A 21751-nucleotide genomic window follows, 5' to 3' on the forward strand; every position below is an offset into this window, starting at 1 on the left:
AAGATAGCATCAGGAGTTCCGCTGATATTGCTGGTAGTATTTCTATTGAGGAAGTTAGCAAATCCTTGACTTGCAGCCCAAGTTTGCCCAGAGGTGGTAACTTGGTTGCCACCTGCATTGATTCGGACATGGAGATTGTTAGGAGAAGGATTTTGTATGAATACGGCTCTGAGGGTAGTATTGGCATTGAGGGTAAAGGTATAGGGGTTGGTGGTGCTGACGGTTTGTCCACTTCCATTGACCCACTTGTCAAAAGTAAAGCCTTGATTAGGCGTAGCTTGTGCGGTGAGGCTTGAGCCTGCGGGGTAGTTGCCGCCGATGTTATTGACTGTACCTCCTTTTTCTGCACTGATTTGCAGGGTATATTGGATTGGAGGCGGATTCACTACAAACTGCGAGGGCAAATTGGCTACATAAGTAGTTTTTGAGTTATTCCCTCCTGAAACATATATTTTGCCATCAATAACTCCTGCAACGGGGGACATTCTTCCTGCGGGAATATCTGTAAAGCGAATCCAAGTATTAGTAGGTGGGTGATAAGCATACACATCTCTGTAAGTACCCGCATTGTGGTTAATCTGTCCACCCACAGTGAAAATATATTCTCCATAGGTAAATATAGATGCGTGAATATGATTAAAAGCACGTGGCATATCCGTTACATGTGTCCATGTATCAGTCGCTGGGTCGTACATGTGAACATCGTCTTGTGGAACAAGTTTGCCATCGTGTTCTTTTTGCCCGCCAAAGACATAAATTTTTCCATGATAGACTACACTTCCTAAATGATTTCTCGGATTAGGCATCATGGCAAGTTGCGTCCAACTGATTGCATTGGTAGCCAAGTTGAGCATATACAAATTCCCTTGGTCAATGGTTCTTGCGGTATTAGTGCCTCCAAAATAATAGAGTTTGCCGTCTATGTACTCCAATTCTCCTGCGGCTCTATTAGTAGGAAGTTGAGGGAGTTCTTGGTAGGTATTAGTAGCAACTGTGTATTTATATACCCTTGTAGAACCAAATACTTGTCCAGCACCTGAAGCATTTGCCGCATAGCCTGCAGCAATATAAAAATCTGTACCATCGCTGGCAAAGCCCATGTGCGTTGCGCCTCCATGCGTAGTACTTACGCTCAGCGGGGGCATATCGGCAAGTTTTGTCCAAGCATTTGTACTTGGATTATACACATGCACTACTTTTTTAGGTGCAAAAGTAGAGGTAAAACCTCCCAAGACATATAATTTATCGCTTGTTACACCTCCAGTTGCTTCGTTGTGTCCGTCAGGGTGTGCAGCAACGGTAGTCCAAGAAAGTGAATAGTTCTGGGCAATGCTTACACTCATATCCAATACATTGACCGTAACATTGGCTGTAGCTGTCAGCCCATCATTATCTCTCACTCTTACAGTAAGTTGGATAGGACCTAAGACATTGAGCAAATATTTGGGATTATTTACCCTTAACTGTCCGTTAGTAGTGTTAATGGAAAAAACATTCATTGGATTGTACTGAGTATCCGAACTGGAGTTGCTGGCAGGCATAGGAGGGGTGATGAGGAACTGTGCAGCTGTAATTTCATAATTGACAATAGAACCGTCGCTATCTGTAGCCACCACTGTACCCACCAAAGTATTGGTAGGACTTCCTTCCACTATACTGAACGTTTGAGAATTGATAATGGGGGCAGAAGTAGAAAGTACGTTCAAGTCATACTTTGCCTCTGTCATTCCACCTTGGGCATCTATGGCTTTGATATGTAATAAATAATTATCTCCTAATTTGATTTGAGAAGCATCTTTGAGTTTTAGCTTTCCGTCTTTGGTCAATTCAAAAATGGATTGCTCATCTCCAAGTATTTTTTGCTTATTTTTATTTATTTCAATATGGTGGAGCAAGTAGCTGACGGATTCATCATTACTTTGAGCGTCAGGGTCTTCCGCTTCAATCTGGGCGATAAGGCGTTGAGAAGTAAATTTTGGGGTAATATTAAATGTTTGACCTATCAGGATAGGGACTTGATTAGTAGTCGTACTTTTAATCTCTACTTTAATGGTAGCTTTGCCTTGCCACCCCTTCTCGTCAGTCGCTTGAATCAGCAAAGGGTAAGAACCTATCTGAGCATGATGGTCTGCAATGCTCAATGTCCCTGCATTATCTATGGTAAAATACCCATACTCATCACCATCTATGATAGAAAAACTTTTGATTTTTTTACTTTTATCTGCAAGCTCAATACTGCCTATGATAGTATTTTCATCTATTTCTAATACATCTATCTCAAAACTTTTAGGGTTGGATTCATCTAAAATAGTAGTGTGAAAGTCCAACACTGCTCTACTCCTTTTTTTCAGACTCTCGCTTCCCTTAAAGTCTTCTACTGTGCAGTCAAGCCGCTCATTGACAGGGATTGCCTCTTGCTCAAACTTGGCAAAAGAGCGAATTTGGTCATTATCAAACCAAATCAATGCTAAGATAAGCCACTTTAACGCTAAACTTTTAGCTAAAGAAAAAGGCTGTTTCCAATTTTTCGCTTTTAGTTGGGGTACAATCATGGCTACAACAGATTTAAGTGTTTCTTATATTTATTTCAATATGTTTGATGCAAGGCAGTGCTACGCCTATTGGTAATACACTAAAATTAATGAATGAGATTTTCTAAAGAAATAAGTTGTTAGTCAAGAAAGTAAGGAAAAATACTCTATTATTTATATGATAAATTTGACCTACATAAGAATAGAGTAAGGCTATATGCTACATCAATGTGCTAAAAACTTATGTAGGTTTTAAATAAAAAATACCATAATTAGTGCAATTATGATATTTTGCCAAATAAAGTTAAAAATAATTTTCAAATATATTGGCTTTAAAAGCACTTTTTTAAATTCTAAGCATAAAAATCTTACTTCGGTAATATTCATTCTTTGTTTGATACAAAAAATTTACAGATGATTAAAGGAATCTTGCTAATTTTACAAATTAAAATAGACTGTAACGATGACGAAGTATATTTTTATTTTGCTGGTATTCTTTGGCTGGGCTTGTACGCAAAGCAGTCAGCAATCGTATCCTACGCCTCCAAAAGGTATGGTATATGTACCTGCTGGGAACAGTACAAAAGCCTTTTTTATGGATATTTCCCCTGTAACGGTGGCAGAGTTTGACGAGTTTGTCAAACAGACAGGGTATCAAACAGAAGCTCATCGCTTTGGGAACGCAGGAGTTTTTAATATAGAAAAAGGCATTTGGGAGATGGTAGAAGGAGCAAACTACCTGTATCCACTGGGTAAAACCTATCCTAAGGCAGAGCCTAATCATCCCGCTACACAGGTATCTTGGAATGATGCTGTGGCTTATGCTCAATGGGCAAAAAAACGCCTGCCGACTTACCAAGAGTGGAAGTGGGCGGCAATGAATGCCGATGAAAAGTGGAATAAAATTTATGCTTGGGGGGACGAACTGATAGAAAATGGCAAGGTCTATAAAGCTAACGTATGGCAAGGCAATTTTCCGTATTATTCTCAGGCAGAGGACGGTTTCCAATATACTTCTCCCGTAGGATATTACGGCAAAACTCCACTTGGACTGACTGATGTAGGGGGGAATGTTTGGCAGTGGTGTCAAGATTGGGCAAATCCGCAAGACGACACGCTATCACCAGAGGCAGAAAAATTGCAATATGGAGGCTCTTTTTTATGCGATGAAAATGTTTGTCATGGGTATAAAATTGGTAATACTGCACACTCTACCCCAGAAACAAGTCTTTGCCATGTAGGTTTTCGCTGTGTAAAAGACATAGAATAGTATTTTGCATGGTGCTTATGCGAATATTTTTTAGTCTATTGTTTTTTCAAGGCAAAAACTTATAAGTTTGCAACTGTTTTATTGAGCCTTGTAAAATAAATTTTGGCAACATAACATCGATACTATTCAGACCTTCCAACACCATGATTTTAGCAGACACAGAAATTTTAAAAGCTATAAAAGAACAACTAATTGTTATTGAACCATTTAGAGAAGAATGTTTAGGAACAAACTCCTATGATGTCCATTTAGGAAAGTACTTAGCTACTTATAAGAATGAGATTTTAGATGCTCGTCAGCACAATGAAATTCTTACCTTCGAAATCCCAGAAGAAGGTTATGTACTCCAACCGAATACTTTGTATCTTGGTGTTACTCAAGAATATACAGAAACTCATGCCCATGTTCCTTTCTTAGAAGGCAAGTCAAGCGTAGGGAGATTGGGTATTGATATTCATGCTACAGCAGGAAAGGGAGATGTAGGATTCTGTAATCATTGGACTTTGGAAATTTCTGTTTCCCAAAAAGTTAGAGTTTATGCGGGAATGCCTATTGGTCAGTTAATTTTTTTCAAGGTCGAGGGAGAAATCAGAAACTATTACAATAAAAAGAATAACGCCAAGTACGTAGAAAGAAGCGACAAACCTGTAGAATCTATGATGTGGAAAAACAAATTTTAGTAGAAATGATAGTTTTATTTTTACTAAACATTTAACTTTGCGGCTATTTATATTTAATCTAAATAAATTTAGTCATGAAAATAAAACACATTTCTTTCCTTGCCTGCTGGATAACTGCTTTTCTATTCACGGCTTGCGGCAGCCAAACTACTAACGAAAGTCAATCTACAACTACCCTTTCACAAGAGGTAAATGTCTATACGCATAGGCACTATGATTCTGATGTACTGCTATTCGAGGAATTTACTAAGCAGACAGGCATCAAAGTCAATGTAATCAAAGCCAATGCAGACGAACTCATGCAAAGAATGGAAATGGAAGGAGAAAATTCTCCCGCTGATGTACTCCTTACAGTAGATGCAGGCAGACTGTACCGTGCCAAAGAAAAAGGACTTTTGCAACCTATTAGTTCTGAGGTGATTAAACAAAATGTACCTGCTTATTTGATAGACAAAGATGACTACTGGGTAGCTTTGACTCAAAGAGGGCGAGTCATCGTCTATGCTAAAGACAAAGTAAACCCACAAGAACTATCTACTTATCAGGCACTTACAGATAATAAGTGGAAAAAGAAAATCCTTGTACGTTCCTCTGATAATATTTACAATCAGTCTTTACTTGCCTCGATTATTGCTCATGAAGGAGAACAAGCAGCTAAAAAGTGGGCAGAAGGCATAGTAAAAAATATGGCAAGAGACCCCAAAGGTAATGATAATGACCAAGTTACTGCATTAGTAGCAGGGGAGGGAGATTTGGCTATTGTCAATACGTATTATGTGGCTAAAATGCTTGCTGAAGCCCCTAATGCCAAAGAAATAGCTGGAAAAATTGGCGTATTTTTTCCAAATCAAAATACTTATGGAGCGCATTTCAACGTAAGCGGAGGAGGAGTTGCCAAGTACGCTCCTCATAAAGAAAATGCAATCAAATTATTGGAATTTCTGACGAGTGAAAAAGCACAACAAATTTTTGCAGAAGCCAATCAAGAATATCCTATTAAGAGTGGTATCAATATTTCGCCTACACTACAATCTTTTGGCACTTTCAAAGCAGATACAATCGATTTGGATTTATTGGGCAAATACAACAGTACTGCTGTGAAAATCTTTGACCAAGTGGGGTGGAAATAAAATTTTTAAGTATATTTGTGAGGTTTATTTTGTAACTATTCAAAGATTTTTTTGTATTTTTAAGAGGTTTAATTCTTTTAATATACTAAATTTATCACTTTGAAACTTTTGGCTCTAAAAAACCTCCAAATGAATCTTGACTACCCAGCAGTAGATGCACAAACTAAGGCAGAGGAAAGACTGAAAAAGTATGCTAAACAACAAGAAATCTTGTTACAAGTTTCTATTTTGTTTACTTCAGTACAGGACTTTGATAGGCAGATAGCTAAGGCTTTGGCTATTGCAGGGGAATATACAGGAGTAAGTCGAGTATATATTTTCAAAGATGAAGAAGCTACTATGAGTAGTCATCTTATTTTTGAATGGCGTAATGCCCATATCCCTGAAGATATTGACTACCTACAAGCAATTTCTTATTATGCCGTTCCTTCTTGGAAAACAGCCTTAGACCAAAAAGGCTGTTTGATGACAGCAGATATTCATTCTTTGCCTTATGACCTTGCAGAATTACTTTTTGCTCAAAAAATAAAGTCTATTCTCGTAGTTCCTTTATTTTTAAAAGGTAAAATCATTGGCTTCATAGGCTTTGATGATTGTGTGCAGCATAAATCGTGGGAAAGTAATGATTTGGAATTTATTTCTACGATGTCCAACATTATTTCTCATGCTTTTGAAAGGCACTATGCAGAAGAAGAACTGAAAAGCATGCTGGAGCATCAACATAGAATAAACCAAGAATTAGTAAGACAGAATCTTGATTTACAGCAGTTTACTCATATTGTTTCTCATAACTTGCGCGCACCCATAGCCAATCTCTTGGGCTTAGTTTCTTTGTATCGTACTGATGACCCTATGCACGAAGTAAATAAAGTAGCGATAGAGAATCTCAAAATAGTCAGCCAGCAGTTAGATGGAATCGTGAGGGATTTAAACGAAATTGTGGAAATAAAGCAACACCTTATTGCAGAAACCAAAGAGAATGTATCTTTGGAAGAGGAGTTAGCAGAAATAATCAACGGCTTGCAACGACAAATTTATTTAGCACGAGCAGAAATCAATGTAGATTTTTCAAAAGTTTCTCATATTTTTACAATTAGAAAATATTTGAATAGTATTTTGCTACATTTGCTTTCAAATGCACTCAAATATAAGCACCCTGAGCGTTCCCCCTTGATAGAAATTAGTTCAGATATAGTAGATAATTTTATACTTTTGCAAGTCAAAGATAACGGCTTGGGGATAGATTTGAAAAAAAATGGGCGCAAGCTATTTGGGTTTCATAAACGTTTTCATACTCACGTAGAAGGGAAAGGAATTGGATTGTATTTGGTTAAGCAACAAACAGAGGTCGTGGGAGGGAAAGTGGAAGTAGAAAGCCAACCCGAGCAAGGTAGCATTTTTAAAATATATTTGCCAAGATGAAGAAAATTCGTACCGTTTTGGTCATTGATGATGACCCTATTAATAACGTAATCTGTAAAACACTTATTCATACTCTTCATTTTTCTGAGGTAGTACACTCTTTTGTTCGAGCAAAAGAAGCCTTAGAATATCTCAAAGATGCTATTGAAAACCAGCCTGATAAGATACCTCAAGTCATTTTTCTTGATGTCAATATGCCTGAAATGGACGGTTGGGAATTTTTGGAAGAGTATGATAAATTACCTACAGACTTCAAAGAAAGTTGCCAACTTTACATGCTCTCCTCCTCTGTCAATCGCGAAGATATGAGGAAGTCAGAGCATTACAAATACATACGTGATTTTATCCAAAAACCTCTCAGCCCTGTAAGCCTCGAGGACGTTCAGAATTCCTTTAACCTCGAGCAGAAAGCACAAGGCTAACCATGCACTTTGCACCAATATTAAAATAATTTAGCTTGATATTAAGCAAATGAAAACCAAGTATTTATACATTTTTTTTGCTATTATTCCTTTTTTCCTTCTTGCTTGTGAAAATGAAGGCTCACGGACGCTGAGTAAAGAAGATGCACAACTTATTCTGCCTTGGATTGATGACCAAATCAATTATTTGTCTATAGAAGAAAAAAAGAAATTAGCCTCCTCTTTAGCTAATTATTACCAGCAGACAAGGAATCAAGTCAAAGTAATTTTGCTTTCAGATTTCGCTCCTTTACCTACTATGGGACGGTACTTGAGAAAATATGCCCAAGATAATCATTTTTCTTCTGATAGCTCTTTTATGCTTATTGGCTTGGCTATTCATAGAGGTATTCCTGATGTTTTTCCTAATTGGCGAATGAAACAAATCATTTCCCAAAAAGAAATAGATGAAATCATGCAAATCATAGTCAATGCGTGGGCAGACCAAGTACCTTATCAGGGTTTGGAGAAAACAGTTGCTTATTTGCAAGAGCATGGTACAGTATTGGGAGAAACTTTTTTGCAAATGTCTATGCCTGCTTTTTCTCTTGAGCAAGCCTTGCAAAAGCCCGACAGTATTTTTCGCTTAGATTTACGTGAACAAAAATTGACTGCTTTCCCCAAAGAAATCTTACAGCTGAAAAACTTAAATGAGCTTTGGCTGAGCAAAAATCAGATTAAAGAAATTCCTGAGGAAATAGGACAACTTACTCACTTACAAAACTTAGATTTGTCTAATAATCAAATACATAGCCTGCCAGAAAGCCTTAAAAAACTAACTTATTTAAAAAAGCTAAACCTAACCAAAAATCCCTTAGAGAACCCCAATCAAGTATTTACATTGATTACTTCCTTGCCCAAGCTGACTTCTTTGGAAATGAATTTTTGTAATCTTACCCAACTTCCTCCTGAAATCAGTAAGTTAGATAAACTCACAGATTTACAACTTGTAGGCAATCAAATCCAATCCCTTCCTACAGAAGTGGGCTTTCTAAGCAACCTACAAGTTTTATTAATCAATCGCAATGATTTGACTACTTTACCTAATGAAATAGGGAAACTTGCTCGTTTGCAACTACTCTACGCCGATAGCAATCGCATAGAGCAAATACCTTCACAAATAGGAGAACTGCAAAAACTAACTGTGCTGCGATTACAGCATAATCAGCTCAGGTCGCTTCCTCAAGAGTTGGGAAAGCTAACTACCTTAGAAAGACTATATATTGCAGATAATCAAGTAGATTCTATAAGTAATATAATTAAAAACCTTACTCAACTCAAAGAAATCTCTATCGGTAAGAACCCAGTCAGCGAAGAGGAGAAAAAGAAGATAAGCAGACAGTTCCCTCAACTCAAAATATGGTAATAACTCATATAAAGAAAAAATATCTATCTTATGCTGGATAAATTGACGGCAATCGCACAAAATTTTGCCTTACAGGGAAAAATTGTTTCTATATCGCCTTTGGGGGCTGGACACATTAACGATACTTTTTTAGTAAAAACTGACCTGCAAGCGTATGTAATTCAACGTATCAACCACCAAGTTTTTAAGAATCCTGTGAAGGTCATGGAAAATATCCAACTCATTTGCCAGCATCAAATGAATAAACTCAAAAAAGAAAATCAAGCGATTGATAGAAAAGTACTTCAAGTTATTCTAACCAATCAAAGTAAACTTTGCTTGGTAGATATAAACGGTAACTTTTGGCGTACTTATTTATATGTCCCTGATACAGTTACTTTTAATATAGTAGAGAACAAACTCCAAGCCTTTCAAGCAGGAAAAGGATTTGGCAGATTTCAACGTTATTTGTCAGACTTGAACCCTCAGTTGTTACACGAAACTATCCCTCGCTTTCACTCTCTTGCTTGGCGTTACGAACAGTTAGAAGAAGCAATCCACCAAGATACTTGCCAAAGAGTAAGCAAAGTAAGCACAGAGGTAAATTTTGCTTTGTCAAGAAAAAATTTGGCTACCCAGCTCACTACCTATTTAAGTGATGGCACGCTGCCTGTGAGGGTTACGCATAACGATACAAAGATTAACAATATACTTATGGATAGCAAAACTCAAGAAGCTGTTTGTATTGTTGATTTGGATACTGTCATGGCTGGCTCTGTGATTTATGATTTTGGAGATTTGATGCGTACTTCTTTGAGTTTATCTTCTGAAGAAGAGAAAGACCTTAGCAAAGTACAGCTAAGGATTCCTATTTTTAAGGCTTTAGCAGGGGGCTATTTGAGTGAGGCAAAATCTTTTCTTACAGAAAAGGAAAAAGCACTTTTGGTATTTGGCGGAAAGATAATTACGCTTATCATGGGTATTCGCTTTTTGACAGACTATCTTTGTGGGGATATTTATTACAAAACCAAATACGAAGCACATAACTTAGACCGTTGCAGAACTCAATTTCAATTAGTTACACTCATAGAGCATCATCAGAAAGAGTTAGAGGAGATAGTATTAAAAAGTCACTGAATCAATGAATAAAACCTGTCAGGTTTCTAAAACCTGACAGGTTGGGGTTAAGCTATTTTACATTCCCAACAGCATCCTCGCCGGGTCTTCGAGCAGTTGCTTTACTCTTACCAAGAAACTTACTGATTCTCTCCCATCTATGATACGGTGGTCATACGAAAGAGCTACGTACATCATAGGTTTTATCACCACTTGTCCGTTCAAGGCTATTGGTCTTTCCACGATATTGTGCATGCCGAGAATTGCTGACTGAGGGGCATTGATGATAGGGGTGGACATGAGCGAGCCAAATACGCCTCCATTGGTAATAGTGAACGTGCCGCCTGTCATCTCTGGGATACTCAACTTGTTATCTCTTGCCTTGCCTGCCAAACGCAATACTTCTTTTTCAATTTCTGCTAAACTCATAGACTCAGCATTGCGAATCACAGGAACTACCAAACCTTTGGGAGCAGAAACCGCAATAGAAATGTCCACAAAGTCATTGTAAACTATCTCATCGCCTTCTATGCTGGCATTTACCGCAGGAAACTCTTGCAAAGCAATGCACACCGCTTTGGCAAAGAAGGACATAAAGCCCAATCCAACGCCGTGTTTTTCCTTGAAGGCATCTTTGTACTTTGCTCTTAGGTTCATGATTGCTTCCATATTTACCTCATTGAAGGTCGTAAGCATAGCGGTTTCGTTTTTCACTGCAACCAGGCGGCGAGCCACTGTTTTTCGCAAAGGGGTCATTTTTTCCCTTCTCGAGTTTCTGCTTCCTCCAAAAGGTGCAACCGCAGGGATTTCTGTCTTGGCTTCCTCCTTTTTTGCAGGGGGAACAGATTTTTCTGCGTTTATGGCATCTTCTTTGGTAATTCTGCCGTCCTTGCCTGAGCCTTTGATTTCCTGTGGGTTGATTCCTTTTTCTGCCAAAATCTTTGAGGCAGCGGGAGAAGGCGTACCCGTAGCATAGCTTTCCTTGCTTTCCACCGTTTTTACTTCCTCTTTTTTAGGTTCTTCCTTTGCCGGAGGCGTTGTAGTGGTCGTATTGTTGCTTGTGCTTGCACCTACTTCTATTTTGCAAATAGGGCTGTTGATAGCCAAGACATCACCTGCTTTGGCTATATGCCGCAAAATGCCTTCTGCCTTCGCAGGGAGTTCGAAAGTTGCCTTATCTGACTCCAATTCGCACAATACTTCGTCCAACTTGACGAAATCTCCGTCTTTTTTAATCCAATTGGAAAGGGTAACTTCCGTAATGGACTCGCCCACAGGCGGAACGGTCATGGTCATCACTTCATTTGATTTGGTTTCCACTTTGTTTTCTGTTTTTACTTCTGTTTTGCTTTCATTTCTGACCTCTGCGGTGGGCGGAGGCGTAATATTTGTCGTTTTTGTTTGATTTTCTGCACCTTCTATTTTGCAGATAATCGCCCCGATAGGCAAGGTATCTCCCGCTTTGGCGTTGTGGCGCAAAATGCCCGAAGCCTCCGCAGGCAACTCAAAAGTCGCCTTATCAGACTCCAATTCGCAAATAATTTCTTCTGCGTTCACAAATTCGCCGTCTTTCTTGAACCAATTAGCAATGGTTACTTCGGTTACTGACTCGCCTACGGCTGGCACTTTCATTTCTATCATTGTGTTTTATGTGAAATGTTTATGGTTTATTGTTTGATTACTTTAAGCGTAAACCTGTTAGGTTTTCAAAACCTAACAGGTTTTTGGACTTTTATATATCTGTTCTGTTCCGCCCCTAAGGGGGTTTTAGAAATTTTGGTCATGCTGGTTTCTACAAAGCTGTCGTTCATAACAGGACTGCAATACATTTTATTTCACTCTTAAACTTAATAGTGATATAGCCCCAATAAATCTATAAAATAGATTTTTAAATCATCACTGTACTCTTGCCATGTTTTTTGAGATTTGGGTTTTGAATAAAAAAGTTCAAGAAATCTTACTCCTTCATGCGTTCTAATTTCTAAATCAAACTCTTTTTGATATGACTTATACATAACATTTACATCAAGAACAAAATCATATTTGCTCTTTTGAACAGATAATATATCTACATCAAATTTTTTCAATTTTCTTTTAATCGCATTAAAATCAATTTTTAAACTATCAAACTGCCTTTTCCGATTATCTATTAACTTCCCATCTTCGAAATCATCATTATTCCATAAAGTATCAATCTCAATGAACATTCCCTTAGCTTGAATAATTTTTTCATCTCCAAAAAACTGATAGTACATACTTATCCCATCTCCAAAATCTTTTGTAATATTGACATAGCCACACTCTATTATATCTTCTATACAACCTTCTTTTACTAACCTTTCTCTTGAAACATTAAAGACATCATCAAAGGGATTGTAAGTAGGTGCAGGATAGCTAAAAAATAGTTCTCCTATACCTGCAAATAAAAATAAACTTGTAAAAAATATGATGTTTTTTGTTTTCACTATTTTTAATGTTCCGTCGTCCCTCTGGGACTTTTATATTTTGGGTTTTTATTTTTTCCTACAAAGCTGTCGTTCCCACAATGGAATTGCTAACTAAACTTTCCATTTTTCATATGTTATCACGTGAAAAACAACTCCTATTTTACACAAGTGGGGACTAAATAGCAGCTACCCTTTTTTTGTGTTTTCTCTCATTACAAACTACACGAAAGACTGATACCCTAAATTTATAACTTTGCAATAATTGCCAATATTTGTACTTCTAATTCAGGTAAGTTATTTTCTATGATGCCAAAACTACATTTTCATCTACCCCAAAATATTCATGTATTAAAAGATTTCTCAAGCCAATAATTTGTCGCCATGCCACTTCTATATACTCATTTTTTAATTCATCAGAAATCCTACTACTTGCTTCGCCAATTACTTCTAATTGCCTAATGCAAGCATTTTTCATCATAGAATTAGATACAAAATCTTTAGAACTTACTCCTTGTGTGTAGTTCCGAATCTCTATAATTGCGTCTGCAATATGTTGCAACCTTACTTTATCTCCAAGTCTATCGGACATAAATCAACTTTTTTTCGTTATCGACTATGGGCTTTATATATTTGGAAAACCCTTTCTCAGAAACCAAATCAACTTTTTTATGGAGTAAATCTTCCAACTCCAATTTCATTTTTACAAACAATAATCCTATTTTCACTTGATAATCCAACTCCACCAATATATCAATATCGCTATCTTCAAGTGCTTCCCCCCGCACATAAGAGCCAAAGAGGTATGCCTTTTTCACAGGCTTATCTTTAAAATATGCCTTTATAATCTCTACTTCACTTTTAAAATTTTCTGCTATCTCTATGGTTTCTTGGTGTATCATTGATTAATTATGCTCAGTTCCGTCCCTCTGGGACTTTTATATTTGGGGTTTTCATTTTTTCCCTATAAAGCTGTCGTTCCCACAATGGAATTGCTAACGAAACTTTCCATTTTTCATGTGTTATCACGTGAAAAAATTTCCTCACTTCTGCATAGGAAAAACCTCAAAAGTTATCACTACTTCTCTGTTAGAAACGTGGTTCTTGATAGCATCGACTAATCTTTTATCATTTATTTCCCTTGTAAAATAGATTTTTCATAAATATCTGCAAGTAAAATTTTTATATCTCCTATGCTAATTTCCTGGGCAAAGTCCTCAAAATCTGTATTGAGCCACTGCTTGCTATTTTCTATGCGTTCGTACAGCGAAGCCCAAGTGCGACTTTGCGATACAAAAAGTACGTATTTCAAACTCTCCATTTTTTTATAACAAGGCAATTTTTCTAATAAATCGTAGTCTTGGGTAGATTTAGATTGTACTTCTACTATCAAATATGGATTAGTCGTTGCTTGCAACTTTTGGTAAGTATAAAACTCAGGTTGCCCACCTACTACCAATACATCAGGATTAAAACTTGCCTGACAGTCTGCTATATACACCAATCTATTGCTCCCATATACACGATGAGCTGTTTTTAAATAAGCGTTGCCTAATAGTCTAATGATATTAGCAACAATCAATTCATGCGTATCACTTGCAAAACCCATAGAGATAATTTCGTTTTGATAATATTCTACCGTGTATTCACAATCCATCACCAACTCGTAAAACTCCTCCCAAGAAGCAGGAGTTCTTACGATTTCTTCCATTTCCAACCTTTCTTTGAGGGTCAAAGGTAATTTTTCAATGACTTCCATAAGCGATTCATTTGTTTTATTTCTCACACAACCAATCTATGGCTTGCTTTTCTTCTATAAAAAACGTCTTAAAAAGTTTAAATCAGGGATTTCATCTCCCAACTGTTCTATGGACAACTGTGCATAAAAATCCTTTGGGATAATATAAGCTAATCTTCTCAAACCTAACTGAATCATCGAGGCAATGATATTTTTAGCTGTCCATTCTTGCATCTCTGGCGGAATGGTATAAAGCAAATTCTGTACATTGGTAAGTACACGACTTGGCTGGTATTTTCGTGTCATTTCCAAAATCTTCGACTGTGCTTCTTGGAAACTCTCATCACCAATATATTCGGTATCAGAAGATACAATAATCCGCATAAGACTTTTATCGGCGTGATAATGAATTACTTGCAGATTGCTTCTATGTATTTCCATTCTTAAAGTCCGAGTTTCTAACTCGGACGGTTATATTTATGATTATTGTTTTTTGTCCGAGTTGGAAACTCGCACTCCTCTATTCAAAAACCTTATTAATAATTGCCGCTTGCTCTATTGCGTGAACCTTACTGAAGCCTGTGGCTGGTGAAGCACTGACTTTTCTGGAAATCAACTCAAAAGGTACATGACGTACAGTCCTGAGCAAGTAAGCCCAATAGCCCATGTTTTCAGGTTCTTCCTGTACCCAATAGACTTTGGCTTTTTTGTACTTTTCCATTTCTGCATCGAACTGCGTCATTGGGAATGGGTGAATTTGCTCTATACGAACTATGGCTACATCTTTTCGCTTGTCAGCTTGCTGTCTTTCAAGTAGTTCATAGTAGATTTTACCTGTGCAGAAAATCAACTTGCTTACTTTATTAGTAGGTTTAGCATACTCATCAGGTATCAACTCTTTGAAACTCCCTTGAGTAAGGTCAGAGATAGGAGAAACGCATTTTGGGTGTCTGAGCAAAGACTTGGGCGACATCACTACGCAAGGCTTGCGGAAATCCCAAGCTAACTGCCTCCTTAGCAAATGGAAATAATTGGCAGGGGTAGTAATATTAGCAACTATCATATTATACTCAGCACAAAGTTGTAGGAAACGTTCAGGTCTGGCGCTGGAGTGTTCGGGACCTTGTCCTTCGTGTCCATGAGGTAGGAGCATCACCAAGCTATTCATTTTGCCCCACTTCGTTTCGGCAGAGGCGATGAATTGGTCTATCATAATTTGCGCTCCATTGGCAAAATCCCCAAACTGTGCTTCCCAAAGTACCAAAGCATTCGGATTGGAGAAAGCATAGCCGTATTCAAAACCCAACACACCATATTCAGAAAGCAAGGAGTTGTAAATCCAAAACTTTTCTTGTCCTTCCTCTATATGATTGAGTTGGCAGTAATCTTCATTGGTTTCTGCATCTTTCATAATAGCATGGCGATGCGAGAACGTTCCTCTTTCTACGTCCTGCCCTGTTAGGCGTACCATTTTATCCTCTAAGAGCAAAGTACCATAAGCTAATAGTTCTCCACTTGCCCAGTTGATTTCTTTATCTTCGTAAAAAGACTTTTGACGGTCTTTAATGAGCTTATCTATCTGTTTGATAGCTTTAAAACCTTGGGGGAGCGTAACAAGGGCTTTCATTACTTTTTCTAAAGCAGTTACCGAAACGGCAGTAGTAGGCGAATGTTCAAAATCTTCTGGAGTGCTATGTCTTAACTTTGCCCACTGTTCGTCAAATTTTTTATCTATATAAGGAATAGATTGCTGCTTGACCAAGTTCAAGCGGTCTTGCAAGAGCTGTTTGAACTCCTTGTCCATTTCGTCTGCTAAGTTTGCATCTACATCTCCTCTTTCAAGCAGACGTTTGTTATATAAATCTCGTGGATTGGGGTGCTTAGCGATGATATTGTAAAGTAATGGTTGTGTGAACCTTGGTTCGTCAGTTTCGTTATGCCCATGTCTGCGGTAGCAAACCATGTCTATAAAAATATCTTTTTGAAATTTTTGGCGAAACTCTGTAGCTAATTCTACAGCAAAAATTACTGCCTCTGGGTCATCTCCGTTTACGTGCAATACAGGCGAGTCTAATATAGTAGCAATATCCGTACAGTAATTGCTGGAGCGGGCATCCTCAAAGTCAGTGGTAAAACCTACTTGATTGTTGATAACAAAGTGGATAGTCCCCCCAACATTGTAACCTTTCAATTCTGACATCTGAACTACCTCATATACAATCCCTTGTCCTGCTACTGCTGCATCTCCGTGTATCAAGATAGGCACCATTTTCGTATTGTCGCCTTCGTAATATTTATCTATCTGCGCTCTTGTGGCTCCTAAGATAACAGGATTAATTGCTTCTAAGTGCGAAGGGTTCGGCAACAAATGAATATCAATAACTTTACCTACTGTAGTAACATAGTTGTTTGAGTAGCCCATGTGATATTTTACATCTCCCTCGCCTACTGCGTACTCTGCATTTTTTCCTTCAAACTCACTAAACACCTCCTCGTAAGTTTTACCAATAATGTTGGTCAAAACATTTAAGCGACCCCTATGAGCCATGCCTATGATTACTTCTTCTGCTCCTAATTCAGCAGACTTATTGATGATAGCATCAAGGGCAGGAATAGTAGATTCGCCCCCTTCTAAGGAAAATCTTTTTTGCCCTAAAAATTTGGTTTGTAAGAAGTTTTCAAAAACTACGGCTTCATTCAATTTTTTCAGAATACGCTTTTTTTGCTCAGCACTTGGCGAAAAATTTAAGTATTCTTTCTCTATTTTGTTTTTAAGCCAATCGTAGATTTCAGGCTCTCTTATGTATGTAAACTCAAAACCAATACTTCCCAAATAAATTTTCTCCAATGCCGCTACAATATTTCTTAGCTTAGTCGTGCCAAGCCCTAATGCTTTTCCTGCTACAAATTCTTGGTCTAAATCGGCTTCTGAGAGTTTAAAATCTTTCAAGTCGAGCATCGCCTTGCGGTCTTTGCGAGGGCGAATAGGATTAGTTTTGGATTTCAAATGCCCGCGAGAGCGGTAGGCTTGAATCAGGTTGCGTACCCACAATTCTTTTTGGGCAATGGCATAAGCATCTGTTGTAGGTACTGCCGTAGTGCTATGTCCATTTCCATTCGTTTCTTCTTTGCCATAAGTCAGTGAAAAATCAAAGCCTGCAAAAAACTGCTGCCAAGTTTCATCTACCGAAGTAGGCTCATTCTTATATGCCTGATACAACTCATCTACATAAGCTACATCTGCATTGGAGAGGTTAGAAATATATGTAAATTTGTCCATTTTATGATATTTATTATTTTATCGCCTATAGTTTATGGTTTTGTGTTTATAGCTTTTCGCCAGAAATTTATGGCTTTCCTTATTCCACACAGAAAAATATTTGTGTTTCAATAACACAAAAAGAGAAGTGGTTGAGTACAAGGAAAAAAGTTATAAAATGTATATTTGAATGTAAAAATACAAACTTATACAAATATATATAATTTCGTTAATAAAAAAAATTGCATAATCGTTTATGCAAATATTTTGATTATTGACTATTACTTGCGAAACCTTAGTAATCACAAAGTAATACTCATGTAATATTTACTATAAGAAACACTCATTTCTTGCAAATTTTTACTGTTACATAAGTAAATTCATAAAAAAACCAATAGGATAATTACCTCTATTGGTTTTCTTTCTTATTGGGAGTATTTAACTTTCAAAACTATAAAAAATTAGCTCCTTTTACTATTGGATAGCCGCTAAAATCTCATCGCTCATGGGTTTTACTTTAGAAGGATAGAATTTTAATAATTCCCCTTTTTCGCTGATGAGGTATTTGGAAAAATTCCAGCTTGGGGCATCTTCATTCCACCCGTTAAGCTCTTTAGAAGAAAGCCATTTGTATAATGGGTGCTGCCCTTCTCCCTTCTTTACTGAGATTTTTTCAAATAGTTGGAAAGTAACCCCATAATTTAGTTTGCAGAAAGAAGCGATTTCTTCACTTTCGCCTGGTTCCTGACCGCCAAAGTCATTACATGGGAAACCTAAAACCACTACTTTATCTCCATACTGTTCGTGCAGTTTTTGCAGCTCAGCATACTGAGGAGTGTAGCCGCACTTAGAAGCTACATTCACCAAAAGCATCTTTTTCCCTTTGTATTGAGCAAGAGAAATTTCCTTTTTACCATCTAAGGTCTTGATTTTGAAATCATAGATTCCTTGTTTTTCTGTATTTTGCATAGCGTTTTCTACATTTGCTAAAGCTACAGGACGTGATTTAATCTCTCCACCGCCCGTGCAAGCACATACTAAAAAAGTAATTCCAATAAATAGATACGTAACCAGATTTTTCATAGAGTAATGCTAATTAAAAAGTTCAACAATATTTGATTTAAAATAAAACACACATACCAAATTAAATGTTTTGCAGGTTGTCTTTTTTACAAAATTTGCTTAAATTAATTAATGGCTACTTCTCAGTTTATCAAGTAGTTCATTGAACATCGTGATTTCTAAGGGAGAAAATATATCGAAAATGGATTCTAAAGGTTCTATCAAGCTATCTATTTTTTTTAACTCTGCTAATCCTTTTTCTGTAATGGTAATATCCACATTGCGTCTATCATTAGGACATTCCTGTCTGCACAGATAGCCTTTTTCCCTTAACTTCTCCACAATCCGAGAAACATCAGACATTTTGTCCAACATTCTTTCTCTAATATATTTGATAGTTACGGGCTTTGGATAGGCACCTCTCAAAATTCTAAGAATATTAAACTGCTGATGAGTAATTTCCTCAGACTTGAAAATACTATCCAACTTGTCCATATACCAGTTGGCCGTGTAAATCAAATTTACTCCAAGTTTGTGTTTATCATTGCGAAATCTCCCTTGAATCGCCTCTTCTATTTTCATAAAATCGATATTTTAATGAACGATGAGTCTTAGTAATAATACTAATTTTCTTAGCAATATAGTAAATTTTCATTTAAAGTTATAACAATTAATGAAAAAAGAGATTTGCCAAATCTTTTAGATTCAGAAAATCTCTTTTTCTTACTCTCAAGTATGTTGGACGGAGTACTATTTCTTAGCTAATTCAAGTTTTACACTAAGTTCTACTTCATCACTTACCACTGCTCCACCTGCTTCTGTGACGGCGTTCCATTTCAAGCCATAATCCTTGCGATTGATAGTACCTGTGATTTTAAAACCTGCTTTGGTGTTTTTCCATGGGTCGACCACTGTACCGCCATAATTTACATTTAGAGTAACCGTCTTTGTTACATCTCTGATAGTAAGGTCGCCTACAAGTTCGTATTTTTTGTCAGTAATCTTTTTAAAAGATTTTCCTACGAATTTGATTTGAGGAAATTTCTCAGCATTGAAAAAATCATCGCCTTTCAAATGTTTATCTCTGTTCTCATTATCCGTGTCTATGCTATTTACATCAGCTGTAAAAGAAATCTTGGCATCAGTAAAATCAGCTTTGTCCGCTTGGACAGAAACATCAAATTTTTTGAACTTTCCTGTAACCTCAGAGATAACTAAGTGAGTTACAGTAAACTCTACAGAAGAGTGCGAAGCGTCTAAGCTCCAATTGGTAGTCTGTGCCAAAGCACTCCAGTTTAATCCAATTACTACTGCTAAAAATAAAATTGCTTTTTTCATTGTTTTTAATTATTTAAAATTACTTGCATTAAAAGTTTAAACAAAATATGTTATAACAGTTATTTAAGTTTAAATAAAACCTTCGTGAAATATTTTGCTCTCACAAAGGTTCATTTATCTTATACTGTGAATTCAGCTACAAAGGTATGTGAAAACATTTAAAGTTTCAACATTTATCAGAAAAAAAATTTCAAATTTTATTGTCCGCATATTTATATTTTGTCCATGTAAGTAAGCCACTGTAAAATATCCTGAACAGATAGATTGGCACCAGTAATCGTCAGTTCTGCTTGTCTGTAAAATGGAAGGCGATGGTTATATTTTTCTGTAAGTTGGTCTATCACCTCTTTATTCTCTGTATTTAATAGAGGTCTTGTATTGACTTCTTTGCTTACACGTTGGGCGAGGACTTCGAGAGGAACGTCTAAAAATATAGAAAAACCATTATTCTTAATGATTTGCATATTATCAAAAAAGCATGGCGTTCCTCCACCTGTTGCAATAACTATTTTTTGCAAGGTCAAAGAATGAAGCAGTGCCTTTCTCTCTATTTCTCTGAAATACTCTTCCCCTTTGATGGCAAAAATCTCACTAATGGAATTTCTTTCATGTTGAACTATCCATTCGTCTAAGTCAAGAAAATGATAATTAATTTCCTTTGCTAATTGTTTGGAAAGGGTGCTTTTGCCACTTCCGGGCATTCCAAGTAAGTAAATTCGTTCAGGAAACATTACTCTCTGTTGCCTTAGTCAGAGGTTGAATAACGCGCTTTAAAATCTCTAAATGAACTGTTTAAACCTATTTTTTTCAAACGTGTTTGGTCGTTTGTTCCCTCGGCTTTGTCATAGTAGTTACCTACATAGACGTAATAATAAATTCTTTTGTTATATTGGTCGGGCATGAGATATACTTCCTCAAATTTGCGAGAGCGTAATTCTTCGCAAAACTTTAATGCCCCCTCTAAGTCAGCAAATTTGAAAATTTCTAAGCCCCAATTACTTTTATCTACTTTTTCTCCTTTCATGTTATAAAGTACAGACTCTTTTGGGTCAAAAGGGATAATAGGTTCTTTGGATTCTACCTTTTCTACTTCTTCGCCTACTTTATTTTTTAGAGGGATAAGCCAGTCTTGTTGAATGACCTCAAATTCATTGGCTTCTTTGTCGCCTTGGGCAAAAATATAATGTGCTTGTCCTTTTCTATTTTTAAGCTGGACGCAACTACCTAAACCTACTGTGTATGCGGTAACTGTGAAGGTATTTCCCTCGACTTTGACTGCTCCTTTGGTACGATTATCAGGGTCTTGGGGAACAGCCCTAACAAAATCCATGATGCCATCAAAGTTGAAATCGCCGAAGGTATCTACGCCGTTGTGTACACTTGAGAATGCCACTTGCTCGATACGCTTAGGATTACTGATGTCAAAAAGATTGTAACACTTGAAATCGCAACTTTTGTCTATGCAGTCATCTCTCAAACTTACCAAGCATAAGTACTTTCTACCTAAGTAAGAAAACTCGTATATATCGAGAAAGTTACTTGTACTTTGCCTAAAAGCTTTCTCTACATCGCAGTAAAAAGAAAAGCGTTGATTGTTGAGGTAGATTCCCGTAGTGCTGCTTGCATCTTTGCTTTTAGCATTGACAAAAAACAGACGCATAGGTACGCTACCGTTATTATAGTTAGTAAATGTAGTATCTTTGGACTCTTTTACGCCAGCTGCGGTAAGTTGCTTGCTTTTGCTTACTCTCTCTTGAGTAAGTTTGCCAAAAGAATACTTGTTAGGGTCTTTACCAAACTGGGCATGAAGCGCATTGGCAAATATGATAGACAAAAATAGGGTATATAGGATTTTCATACAGCGTATTTTTTTACCTTCCAATAGTGCATACTTTGAAATATACAAATCTAATAAAAATTTTTTAATGCTTACAAAACTTACAAAAATCGGGCAG

Annotated in this window: 20 protein-coding genes; 7 read left to right on the forward strand and 13 right to left on the reverse strand. The window is 37.0% G+C overall.

Annotated features, from left to right (window positions below; genetic code table 11):
* Positions 1-2552, reverse strand: a 2552-nt coding sequence (locus tag BM141_RS08960) for a Kelch repeat-containing protein (protein ID WP_177217315.1), incomplete at its 3' end; no start/stop codon positions are given.
* 442 nt (positions 2553-2994) lie between these two features.
* On the opposite strand from BM141_RS08960, the gene BM141_RS08965 reads away from it, so the two are divergent.
* From BM141_RS08965 to BM141_RS08995, 7 genes are all read left to right on the forward strand, one after another.
* The gene (locus tag BM141_RS08965) at positions 2995-3801 is read left to right on the forward strand and encodes an SUMF1/EgtB/PvdO family nonheme iron enzyme (protein WP_091544192.1); all 807 of its coding nucleotides are present in this window, start codon (positions 2995-2997) and stop codon (positions 3799-3801) included.
* Between the two features lie 143 nt (positions 3802-3944).
* Positions 3945-4481: a dCTP deaminase gene (gene dcd / locus BM141_RS08970; RefSeq protein ID WP_091544195.1), complete on the forward strand. Its 537-nt coding sequence runs from the start codon at positions 3945-3947 to the stop codon at positions 4479-4481.
* A 74-nt stretch (positions 4482-4555) separates the two neighbouring features.
* Positions 4556-5611, forward strand: coding sequence for a Fe(3+) ABC transporter substrate-binding protein (locus BM141_RS08975; RefSeq protein WP_091544198.1), 1056 nt, complete (start codon positions 4556-4558; stop codon positions 5609-5611).
* A 129-nt stretch (positions 5612-5740) separates the two neighbouring features.
* Positions 5741-7033, forward strand: coding sequence for a sensor histidine kinase (locus BM141_RS08980; RefSeq protein ID WP_143090861.1), 1293 nt, complete (start codon positions 5741-5743; stop codon positions 7031-7033).
* Positions 7030-7455, forward strand: coding sequence for a response regulator (locus tag BM141_RS08985; RefSeq protein ID WP_091544204.1), 426 nt, complete (start codon positions 7030-7032; stop codon positions 7453-7455). Before BM141_RS08980 ends, BM141_RS08985 begins: the two co-directional genes overlap by 4 nt.
* Positions 7456-7504: 49 nt before the next feature.
* Entirely contained in the window at positions 7505-8860 is a 1356-nt protein-coding gene (locus BM141_RS08990; RefSeq protein WP_091544207.1) for a leucine-rich repeat domain-containing protein, read from the forward strand.
* A 30-nt stretch (positions 8861-8890) separates the two neighbouring features.
* A complete protein-coding gene (locus tag BM141_RS08995; RefSeq protein ID WP_091544211.1) occupies positions 8891-9976 on the forward strand; it encodes a phosphotransferase enzyme family protein in 1086 nt (361 codons plus the stop codon).
* A 57-nt stretch (positions 9977-10033) separates the two neighbouring features.
* On the opposite strand, the gene odhB is transcribed toward BM141_RS08995, so the two are convergent.
* The 12 genes from odhB to BM141_RS09055 all read right to left on the reverse strand — a co-directional run bounded on the left by odhB (position 10034) and on the right by BM141_RS09055 (position 21654).
* Entirely contained in the window at positions 10034-11596 is a 1563-nt protein-coding gene (odhB, locus tag BM141_RS09000) for a 2-oxoglutarate dehydrogenase complex dihydrolipoyllysine-residue succinyltransferase (RefSeq protein ID WP_091544215.1), read from the reverse strand.
* Between the two features lie 206 nt (positions 11597-11802).
* Entirely contained in the window at positions 11803-12420 is a 618-nt protein-coding gene (locus tag BM141_RS09005) for a hypothetical protein (protein WP_091544218.1), read from the reverse strand.
* 283 nt (positions 12421-12703) lie between these two features.
* A complete protein-coding gene (locus BM141_RS09010; protein WP_091544220.1) occupies positions 12704-12991 on the reverse strand; it encodes a HepT-like ribonuclease domain-containing protein in 288 nt (95 codons plus the stop codon).
* Entirely contained in the window at positions 12981-13301 is a 321-nt protein-coding gene (locus tag BM141_RS09015) for a nucleotidyltransferase family protein (RefSeq protein WP_091544223.1), read from the reverse strand. Before BM141_RS09015 ends, BM141_RS09010 begins: the two co-directional genes overlap by 11 nt.
* 230 nt (positions 13302-13531) lie before the next feature.
* Positions 13532-14185 carry a Uma2 family endonuclease gene (locus BM141_RS09020; protein WP_143090862.1) on the reverse strand — a complete coding sequence of 218 codons (654 nt, stop codon included), beginning with the start codon at positions 14183-14185 and terminating at the stop codon, positions 13532-13534.
* A gap of 27 nt (positions 14186-14212) precedes the next feature.
* Positions 14213-14578 carry a hypothetical protein gene (locus BM141_RS09025; RefSeq protein ID WP_091544229.1) on the reverse strand — a complete coding sequence of 122 codons (366 nt, stop codon included), beginning with the start codon at positions 14576-14578 and terminating at the stop codon, positions 14213-14215.
* A 79-nt stretch (positions 14579-14657) separates the two neighbouring features.
* On the reverse strand, positions 14658-17417 hold the full coding sequence (locus tag BM141_RS09030) for a 2-oxoglutarate dehydrogenase E1 component (RefSeq protein WP_091544231.1): 2760 nt from the start codon (positions 17415-17417) through the stop codon (positions 14658-14660).
* Positions 17418-17870: 453 nt separating this feature from the next.
* Positions 17871-18479 carry a glutathione peroxidase gene (locus BM141_RS09035; RefSeq protein ID WP_091544233.1) on the reverse strand — a complete coding sequence of 203 codons (609 nt, stop codon included), beginning with the start codon at positions 18477-18479 and terminating at the stop codon, positions 17871-17873.
* Between the two features lie 108 nt (positions 18480-18587).
* The gene (locus BM141_RS09040; protein WP_091544236.1) at positions 18588-19040 is read right to left on the reverse strand and encodes a MarR family winged helix-turn-helix transcriptional regulator; all 453 of its coding nucleotides are present in this window, start codon (positions 19038-19040) and stop codon (positions 18588-18590) included.
* Positions 19041-19208: 168 nt separating this feature from the next.
* Positions 19209-19796, reverse strand: coding sequence for a YceI family protein (locus tag BM141_RS09045; RefSeq protein ID WP_091544240.1), 588 nt, complete (start codon positions 19794-19796; stop codon positions 19209-19211).
* A gap of 212 nt (positions 19797-20008) precedes the next feature.
* Positions 20009-20527 (reverse strand): shikimate kinase, encoded by a 519-nt coding sequence (locus BM141_RS09050; protein ID WP_091544243.1) that lies wholly within the window; start codon positions 20525-20527, stop codon positions 20009-20011.
* 14 nt (positions 20528-20541) lie between these two features.
* Positions 20542-21654: an SPOR domain-containing protein gene (locus BM141_RS09055; protein WP_143090863.1), complete on the reverse strand. Its 1113-nt coding sequence runs from the start codon at positions 21652-21654 to the stop codon at positions 20542-20544.
* Between the last annotated feature and the right edge of the window lie 97 nt (positions 21655-21751).

The organism is Thermoflexibacter ruber (genome assembly GCF_900113045.1).
GTDB classification, from domain to species: Bacteria; Bacteroidota; Bacteroidia; order Cytophagales; family Thermoflexibacteraceae; genus Thermoflexibacter; species Thermoflexibacter ruber.

Excerpts from the sequence above, each read along its gene's own strand:
- BM141_RS08995 (WP_091544211.1), top strand. The coding sequence starts at position 8,891 with ATGCTGGATAAATTGACGGCAATCGCACAAAATTTTGCCTTACAGGGA.
- BM141_RS08985 (WP_091544204.1), top strand. The coding sequence starts at position 7,030 with ATGAAGAAAATTCGTACCGTTTTGGTCATTGATGATGACCCTATTAAT.
- odhB (WP_091544215.1), bottom strand. The coding sequence starts at position 11,596 with ATGATAGAAATGAAAGTGCCAGCCGTAGGCGAGTCAGTAACCGAAGTA.
- BM141_RS08990 (WP_091544207.1), top strand. The coding sequence starts at position 7,505 with ATGAAAACCAAGTATTTATACATTTTTTTTGCTATTATTCCTTTTTTC.
- BM141_RS09025 (WP_091544229.1), bottom strand. The coding sequence starts at position 14,578 with ATGGAAATACATAGAAGCAATCTGCAAGTAATTCATTATCACGCCGAT.
- dcd (WP_091544195.1), top strand. The coding sequence starts at position 3,945 with ATGATTTTAGCAGACACAGAAATTTTAAAAGCTATAAAAGAACAACTA.
- BM141_RS09050 (WP_091544243.1), bottom strand. The coding sequence starts at position 20,527 with ATGTTTCCTGAACGAATTTACTTACTTGGAATGCCCGGAAGTGGCAAA.
- BM141_RS09030 (WP_091544231.1), bottom strand. The coding sequence starts at position 17,417 with ATGGACAAATTTACATATATTTCTAACCTCTCCAATGCAGATGTAGCT.
- BM141_RS09015 (WP_091544223.1), bottom strand. The coding sequence starts at position 13,301 with ATGATACACCAAGAAACCATAGAGATAGCAGAAAATTTTAAAAGTGAA.
- BM141_RS08965 (WP_091544192.1), top strand. The coding sequence starts at position 2,995 with ATGACGAAGTATATTTTTATTTTGCTGGTATTCTTTGGCTGGGCTTGT.
- BM141_RS08975 (WP_091544198.1), top strand. The coding sequence starts at position 4,556 with ATGAAAATAAAACACATTTCTTTCCTTGCCTGCTGGATAACTGCTTTT.
- BM141_RS08980 (WP_143090861.1), top strand. The coding sequence starts at position 5,741 with ATGAATCTTGACTACCCAGCAGTAGATGCACAAACTAAGGCAGAGGAA.
- BM141_RS09055 (WP_143090863.1), bottom strand. The coding sequence starts at position 21,654 with ATGAAAATCCTATATACCCTATTTTTGTCTATCATATTTGCCAATGCG.
- BM141_RS09040 (WP_091544236.1), bottom strand. The coding sequence starts at position 19,040 with ATGAAAATAGAAGAGGCGATTCAAGGGAGATTTCGCAATGATAAACAC.
- BM141_RS09035 (WP_091544233.1), bottom strand. The coding sequence starts at position 18,479 with ATGAAAAATCTGGTTACGTATCTATTTATTGGAATTACTTTTTTAGTA.
- BM141_RS09010 (WP_091544220.1), bottom strand. The coding sequence starts at position 12,991 with ATGTCCGATAGACTTGGAGATAAAGTAAGGTTGCAACATATTGCAGAC.
- BM141_RS09045 (WP_091544240.1), bottom strand. The coding sequence starts at position 19,796 with ATGAAAAAAGCAATTTTATTTTTAGCAGTAGTAATTGGATTAAACTGG.